Origin of the sequence: Nocardia gamkensis NBRC 108242, from assembly GCF_001612985.1 — a bacterium.
GTDB lineage: Bacteria > Actinomycetota > Actinomycetes > Mycobacteriales > Mycobacteriaceae > Nocardia > Nocardia gamkensis.
On record NZ_BDBM01000053.1, the window covers coordinates 49524 to 55983 of the forward strand.

The window sequence follows — 6460 nt, forward strand, 5'->3', positions numbered from 1 at the left end:
AAAGCAGCTCTGAGGGGGTGGATCACCGCCGGGTCGGTGATGCTTTGGAAACGACCGGTTCTCTCGCGCTTTACATTTGTTAACACAACTCCACAGTGCTTCGGTCGTGCTGTTTTTACTTGTATTCGGCTGATTCCCGGTAGCTTTCCGGTACGCGGCCAGTTGCTTGGATCACAATTTGCGGAAATTGTGCTGGAACGTTCACCACGGACCGCGGCCGAAGAAGATGTCGAACTTTTGCGATCGCGGAAACACGATGTCGCCGTCCTTGTCCCGCGCGCTGTGCATGGCGTTCGTCAGTTCATCGACGGTCGTGACCTGCACCGCATCCGACACCGCCGAATACGAACTGGTGCCTTCGTCCCACGTCAGCGGGTATTTAGGCAGGTTCCAGAAAGAATACAGCTCGGGAGATCCGTCCGGCCCCGTGCGCCCGGTGGCCACCGTGACGTGCTCGCCTCTGTTCCACATGACGATATCGCCGCGTTGCGGCCGTGGGCTGTCCGGCTCCCCGGTGTAGCGGCGACGTCCCTCCGGGATCAGCCAGTCCCCCATGCGGTCGAGCCACACCTCCAGGTAGTCGCCACCCCAGGTGCCGTCCGGACGCCGACGCAGTTCGACCAGATCTCGCAGTTGATGTTTGTCCAGCACGCCGGCTCGGGTCGCCGCATAGGTGACCATCTCCCAGCAGTTCAGACCGTAGTGCTCGTTCAGCGGTGCGAGCGGCCCCTCCGTCTTCAGCCACGCCTCGAACGCCCGATGGCCTTGCTGCCACAACCTGGGGTCGTAGTTCGCCCACCGCGCGCGGTCTCCGGCGCGAAAGATCCGTTCGAGTTCATCCGCGACGAGTTCCGGCGCGTTCTCGATGCGGCGCACCGGAGGCTGAACCCACTTCCCCGGGAACTTCCGCACATAGTCGGCGGCGGCCTTGCGGTGGTCGGTTCCGGCGCGGCGCAGCTCGAGCGCGTTGGCCGCGTCGCCGTCCATCAACGCATTCGATCCGCGACGAAGGTCCCGGGCTATCGCGTGGGTACGTCGAGCGAGAACCCGACTTACCTCATCGAGAGAGACATCGATGCGGCGCAGAATCCGAGCCATGGTTGCGCCGATGTTGCTTTCGGCCACCTCTGCCAGGATACGCGCGGTAGCGGAGCGATCGGCCTGGACCGCATCGGAGTTCCGCGCCCACCTGCCCGCACCGGGCGAACTCCGAGCAGCTCGCGACGGACAGCCCGGTCGTCGGCGCCGGGTCGCGGTGGTGCGGGATGTTCCCTGGTGGATGTCGCGGCCGCCGAGGCGAACCCGGCGTATCCGCTGACTGGTCTAGGCGGCAGGATCGATGTCGGCGAACGTGTCGACCCAGTGGTGCGGTGGTCGTGGTGGATTGGGCTCGCCGGGGCGGGCGAGGCCGATGACTCGCCATCCGGCGGCGGTGGCGGCGTCGAGTTCGTCGGGGTGGTCGGAGAGGAACAGGATGCGTTCGGCGGGTATGCCGATGGCTCCGGCGATCTTGTCGTAGGAGGAGGATTCGCGCTTGCCGCCCGCCGTCGACAGATCGAAGTATCCGCTGATCAGGCCGGACAGGCTGCCGCCGCGCGCGTAGGCGAACCAATCCTTTTGGTTGCGAATCGATCCGGAGGAGTAGACGTACAGCGCGAACCCCGCGGTGTGCCAGGCGGCCAGGGTCGGTGGCACGTCGGGGAAGAACTCGCCGTGCAGCGCGCCGCTACGGAAGCCCTCCGCGCAGATCAGGCCCTGCGCGGTCTTCAAGGGCTCGGCCTTGACGTCGGTGTCGAGCCACTCGCGCAGGATCGCGGCGACCTCGGCAGGGTCGGCCTCCGGTCGCCCGGCCAGCTCTCTGGTCGCGGCGAGTATGGGCGCGGCGGCGGAGCTGTTCTCGGCCAGCCACTCCGGGAGCCGTTGCCGGGTATAGCCGTACAGGTCTTCGCGGACCGCGGCGGTGGGGCTGGTGGTGCCCTCGATGTCGACGACGACGGCGTCGATCACGGCGCGGTCAGCAGCTCGTCGAGGGTGGGGAAGCCCGCGCTGATCTTGTCGCCGGTGAAGTCGCCGACCCAGCCGTCCGCTTCCTCGAAGAAGCGGATGGCGATGAAATCGGGGCGCTGGCCCATGTCGAACCAGTGCAGCGTGCCCGCGGGTACCGAGAGCAGGTCGCCGCCCTCGCACACCACCGCGAAGACCTCCTCGCCCAGGTGCAGATAGAAGCAGCCGCGTCCGGCGGCGAAGAAGCGCACCTCGTCCTCGGCATGCCGGTGCTCGTCGAGGAACTTGCCGCGCGCGCCCGCGGCGATCTCCGGCCACTTCGGGTCGGCGTCGTCGGGGTGGATGCGGGCGATGTCGATGTGCTTGTAGCGCCCGGAGCCGTTCAGTTCCGCGACGTTCGTCGCGTAGTGCGCGAGCAGATCCTCGGAAGACGCCGACGCGGCGTTCTCGACCACCGGCCAGCGGCCGAAGGTTACGCCGTGCTTCGCCAGTTCGGTGCCGATCACCTCGTCGTCGCTGGTGCGTACGCGCACGTCGGCCGCGTCGCCCGCGGCCATCACCTGCAGGAGGGTCATGTCGGTCCAATCTCGAGAAAGTCGTCGCGCGGGGCGAACGCCGCCGGACTGCCGGTGCGGGACACCAGCTCACACAATGCTTCCAGGCATTCGGCGCGATCGCGCGCCTGGGCGAGATCATCGCCCCAGGCGGTGATGCCGTGACCGGCGATGACCAGGACGGGCAGCGCGCCGGGATGGTCGAGCAGGTAGCGCTCGATGTCCGCGCCGATGCGCGGCACCTCGGGCCAGTTCGGAAAGACCGGGATCTCCGCGACGGCCGGATCGCCGCCGCCGAGCCCCTTGATCAGCTCGTAGTCGGTGATCCGCAGCGTGGCGAGCGTGCCGGGGGACCCCGAGCGGGTGGCCAGTGCGGTGGCGAACGGCGGATGGATGTGCACGACCGCCTGGGCCGGGCGGGTCCGGTAGACGGCGGTGTGGATCGTCGTCTCGGCGGAGGGTTTGCGTCCGTGGTCTGCCACGGGCGCGGAGTCCGCTATCCGCACGGTGACCATGTCGCGCTCGGTGAGTTCGCCTTTGGACAACCCGCTTCCGGTGACCAGGGCGGTGGCGCCGGTGCGCACCGAGATGTTGCCCGCCGTGCCCGGCATCCAGCCGCGCCGGTAGAGCTCGCGAGCGATGTCCGCGATGGCCGCGCCGTGCGATTGATCGGATCCGAGTTCGGGGGTGGTGCTCGTGGTGGCGTCGCCGTGTGACGAATCGCCGCGGTGCACCACGCCGTTCTCCGTGACCACCGCCGTCACCAGCTCACCCGGCGTCACGTCGAAGGCCGGGTTGAAGACCTCGGTGTGCTCGGGAGCCGTTGCGACGCCACCGAATCCGGTCACCTCGGCCGCCGCGCGTTCCTCCACGACGATCTCCCGGCCGGTGGCCATCGACAGGTCGCGGGTCGACTCCGGGGCGACCACGACGAACGGGATGCCGTGGTGGCGGGCGGCGAGCGCGAGACCGTAGGTGCCGATCTTGTTGGCGACGTCGCCGTTGGCGGTGACCCGGTCGGCGCCGACGAGCACGCAGTCGACCTGTCCGGTCGCCATCGCCCAGGCCGCGGCGGAATCGATGGTGAGCCGGTGCGGGATGCCCGCTTCGGCGAGTTCCCAGGTGGTCAGCCGCGCGCCCTGCAACAGCGGCCGGGTCTCGTCCACCAGCACCTGTTCGATCGCGCCGCGTTCGGCCAGCACCCGCAGCGTGCCGATGGCGGTGCCGAACGCGCTGGTCGCCAGCCGCCCGGTGTTGCAGTGGGTGAGCACACGCAGCGGCCGATCCGCGCACAGGCGCTGCACCAGGTCGGCGGCGTGGGTGGCGGCGGCCCGGTTGACCCGGCCGTCCTCGGCGAGCATGTCGAGCGTCTCGGCGAGGACCGCGCCCGCGCCGTGGCCCACCTTCGTCCGAACCCGCCGCACCGCCCAGGCCAGATTCACCGCGGTCGGGCGAGCGGCGGCGATCCGGTCCGCCTCGGCCTGCACCGCCGCCTCGTCCACCACGCCGTCCACGGTGTGTGCGGCGGTGGCGATGACGACGCCGAAAGCTCCCGCGATGCCGATGGCGGGCGCGCCGCGGATGGCCAGCGCCTCGAGCGCGTCGATCACTTGGTCGACGGTGCTCAGTCGCAGTTCACGCACCTCGTGCGGCAGGCCGCGCTGGTCGATGGTGACGAGCGCGCCGTCGTCCCAGACCAGAGAGCTGTCGTCCATCAGGCGCATCCTTCTCGCGTCGAACCGTGTCGTGCCTGGTCAACGGTATCGGACGGAGGATGGCGCGCCGAAATCGCGTCAGGCGGCCGGGGTGCGCAGTTTCGCGGCGCGTTCGCGTGGGTCGTAGTCCGGGCCGACGCCCTCGATCAGCAGCAGGTCGCCGTCGATGTGATCTGCGCGCAGCGGCAGGATCTCCTGGTAGGCGGGCGAGTGGTACCACTCCCGCGCCTCGGTCATCCCGGGGAACTCGATCAGCACCATGCTGCCGGGCCAGTTGCCTTCCACGACCTCGGCCGGGGGCCCGTGGACGACGAAACGGCCGCCGAACGGGTCCAAGGTGGCCTGGATGCGCTCCAGATATTCGAGGATGTCGGGGTGGGCCCTGCGACTGCGGAGGTGGGCGAAGCCATAGGCGGACATGGCGTTTGGCCTTCCTTCGTTCGATCACGCCGGGGATGGCGTCGCACCGACGGTAGGTCCGCCGCGCGCGGTGCGGCAATTACCCGAGGGGTAAGCGCACTGGTCTCGAACGACCGCGGCCGCCGGTCCCGGGAGGAGTTGGGGCCGGCGGCGCGGGTGGCGCAGATCAACTAGCGGCGGCGCTCCTGCTCGCCGCGCCGGTCGGGCATCTCGCTCCTGGTGCCCCGACGGCCTTCCATGTCCGCGCCCTCGCGCATGTCCTGCTCTTGGCGCTGTTGCTGCTGCTGCCTCGGCATCTGCTTCGGCATTTTCTTAGGCGTTTTCTTCGACTTTTCAGTCATCTCCACACGGTCCTTTCCGGGGGATTGATATTCGCCTAACGAACTCACGATAGCGAGCGGATATGGCGTCTGGAAGAGGAAATGAAAAATAAGCCCCGTAGCGGCAGATCTGTCATGTTTACGCAGGTAGAGGCAATATTCGCATTGATTTAGATAACGAATTCGGTTGCGGTGTGCCTCTGGTTGACATTCTCCTGGCCGGCGCGCCGGAGAGTTGGGGCAAAGGGTGCGCCGGGGGTAGCGGTAACGCTTGCGCGGGTGCGTCGGTGTTTATCGCGGTGAATTCGATTCCGCTGTCGTGAAGAAGCGTGCGGGTCATTCGAGTGGTCGCCGCCGCTACCGCTGATTCCGCTGTGAGACAACGACTTCGGTTCGACGCCGGGACCGGGTCTCGGCGAGCTCTCGGCTTCCTGTGCGCACTCGTTCTCCTGGAAAGACTGCGCTGCAAGCACTTTCGTGCCCAAAAGCGACGAACCGCACGTTGTCTCAGCGGCGCAGCGGCAGGAACTCGACGATCGCTCCGTCGTCGGCCTCGGGCGGGACGACGACCAGGCCGTCGCGGTCGACGAGACCGCCGAGGTGTGCCGTGCGTATGGTCGGGTCGCCGATCCAGCCACCTTCGTCGGCGGCGCGGGCCGGGACGATGCGGGGCACCGGTCCGGTGATCTCGGCCGCGTTGTGCAGCGGTCCGCGCAGTGGGCGCGCGGGAGCGGCGCCGGTGCGGCCCTCGACGATCGCCGGCGCGAGCGCCATGAGCGTCGCGACGGCGGCGAACGGGTTGCCGGGCAGGCCGAGCACCGTGCTGCCGGAGGCGAGCTGGGCCACGACGGTGGAACCGCCCGGCCGCAGCCGCAGCCGCGGCACCAGGATCTCGGCTCCGGCGCGGGCGAGGGCACCGCGGAGCTGGTCGGCGGCCCCGCCGCCGGTCGCCCCGACGATCACCAGCAGGTCATACTCCGCCGCGACGGTCACGACCTCGTCGAAGCCGTGCGGAGTGTCGCGTAGATGCACCCGATCGGCGGCGCGAATGCCGTTCCAGGACAATAGCTCCGGCAGGACAGGACCGATCGAGTCGCGGGTCTGCCCCGCTTGCAGCGGCCCCTCGCTGCGGATCTCGTCCCCGGTCATCACGATGCGCGCGCGGACCGGGCCGCGCACCGGCGCCACGGTGACTTCGACGCTCGCGGCCGCGGAGACCAACGCCGCGGTGACCGGCGTGCCCTCCGGCGCGACCGGATCACCGGCCGCGCGATCCTCGCCGCGGCGGCGGATGTCGTCGCGAAGCGGAGTGTCCGGCAGGCGGTACAGCGTCTCGTCGGCGATGTGCGCGAATTCGTCGCGCAGCACACCCGTGGTGCCGTCCGGGACGTGCGCCCCCGTGGCGATCCGCACCGCTTCGCCCGGCAGCAGTCCCACCGGTCGCCGC

The 6460-nt window shown here is 69.1% G+C and carries 7 protein-coding genes; all 7 read right to left on the reverse strand.

The genetic code is table 11. From position 1 onward, the window contains the following. Positions 1-201: 201 nt before the first annotated feature. Positions 202-987 (reverse strand): hypothetical protein, encoded by a 786-nt coding sequence (locus tag NG1_RS29410; RefSeq protein ID WP_062976228.1) that lies wholly within the window; start codon positions 985-987, stop codon positions 202-204. Positions 988-1323: 336 nt separating this feature from the next. Next, positions 1324-2007 (reverse strand): acireductone synthase, encoded by a 684-nt coding sequence (gene mtnC / locus NG1_RS29415; RefSeq protein ID WP_062976230.1) that lies wholly within the window; start codon positions 2005-2007, stop codon positions 1324-1326. Continuing rightward, complete coding sequence (locus NG1_RS29420) at positions 2004-2579, reverse strand: 1,2-dihydroxy-3-keto-5-methylthiopentene dioxygenase (RefSeq protein ID WP_062976232.1); 576 nt, start codon at positions 2577-2579, stop codon at positions 2004-2006. The genes mtnC and NG1_RS29420 overlap by 4 nt, the downstream gene beginning before the upstream one ends. Beyond that, entirely contained in the window at positions 2576-4273 is a 1698-nt protein-coding gene (locus tag NG1_RS29425) for a bifunctional S-methyl-5-thioribose-1-phosphate isomerase/methylthioribulose 1-phosphate dehydratase (protein WP_063910471.1), read from the reverse strand. Before NG1_RS29425 ends, NG1_RS29420 begins: the two co-directional genes overlap by 4 nt. Positions 4274-4351: 78 nt before the next feature. Then, on the reverse strand, positions 4352-4693 hold the full coding sequence (locus tag NG1_RS29430) for a DUF1330 domain-containing protein (RefSeq protein ID WP_062976235.1): 342 nt from the start codon (positions 4691-4693) through the stop codon (positions 4352-4354). Positions 4694-4863: 170 nt separating this feature from the next. Next, on the reverse strand, positions 4864-5034 hold the full coding sequence (locus NG1_RS37130; RefSeq protein WP_157106832.1) for a hypothetical protein: 171 nt from the start codon (positions 5032-5034) through the stop codon (positions 4864-4866). A gap of 486 nt (positions 5035-5520) precedes the next feature. Next, positions 5521-6460: molybdopterin-binding protein (locus NG1_RS29435; RefSeq protein ID WP_245660115.1), on the reverse strand; the 940-nt coding region annotated here is incomplete at its 5' end.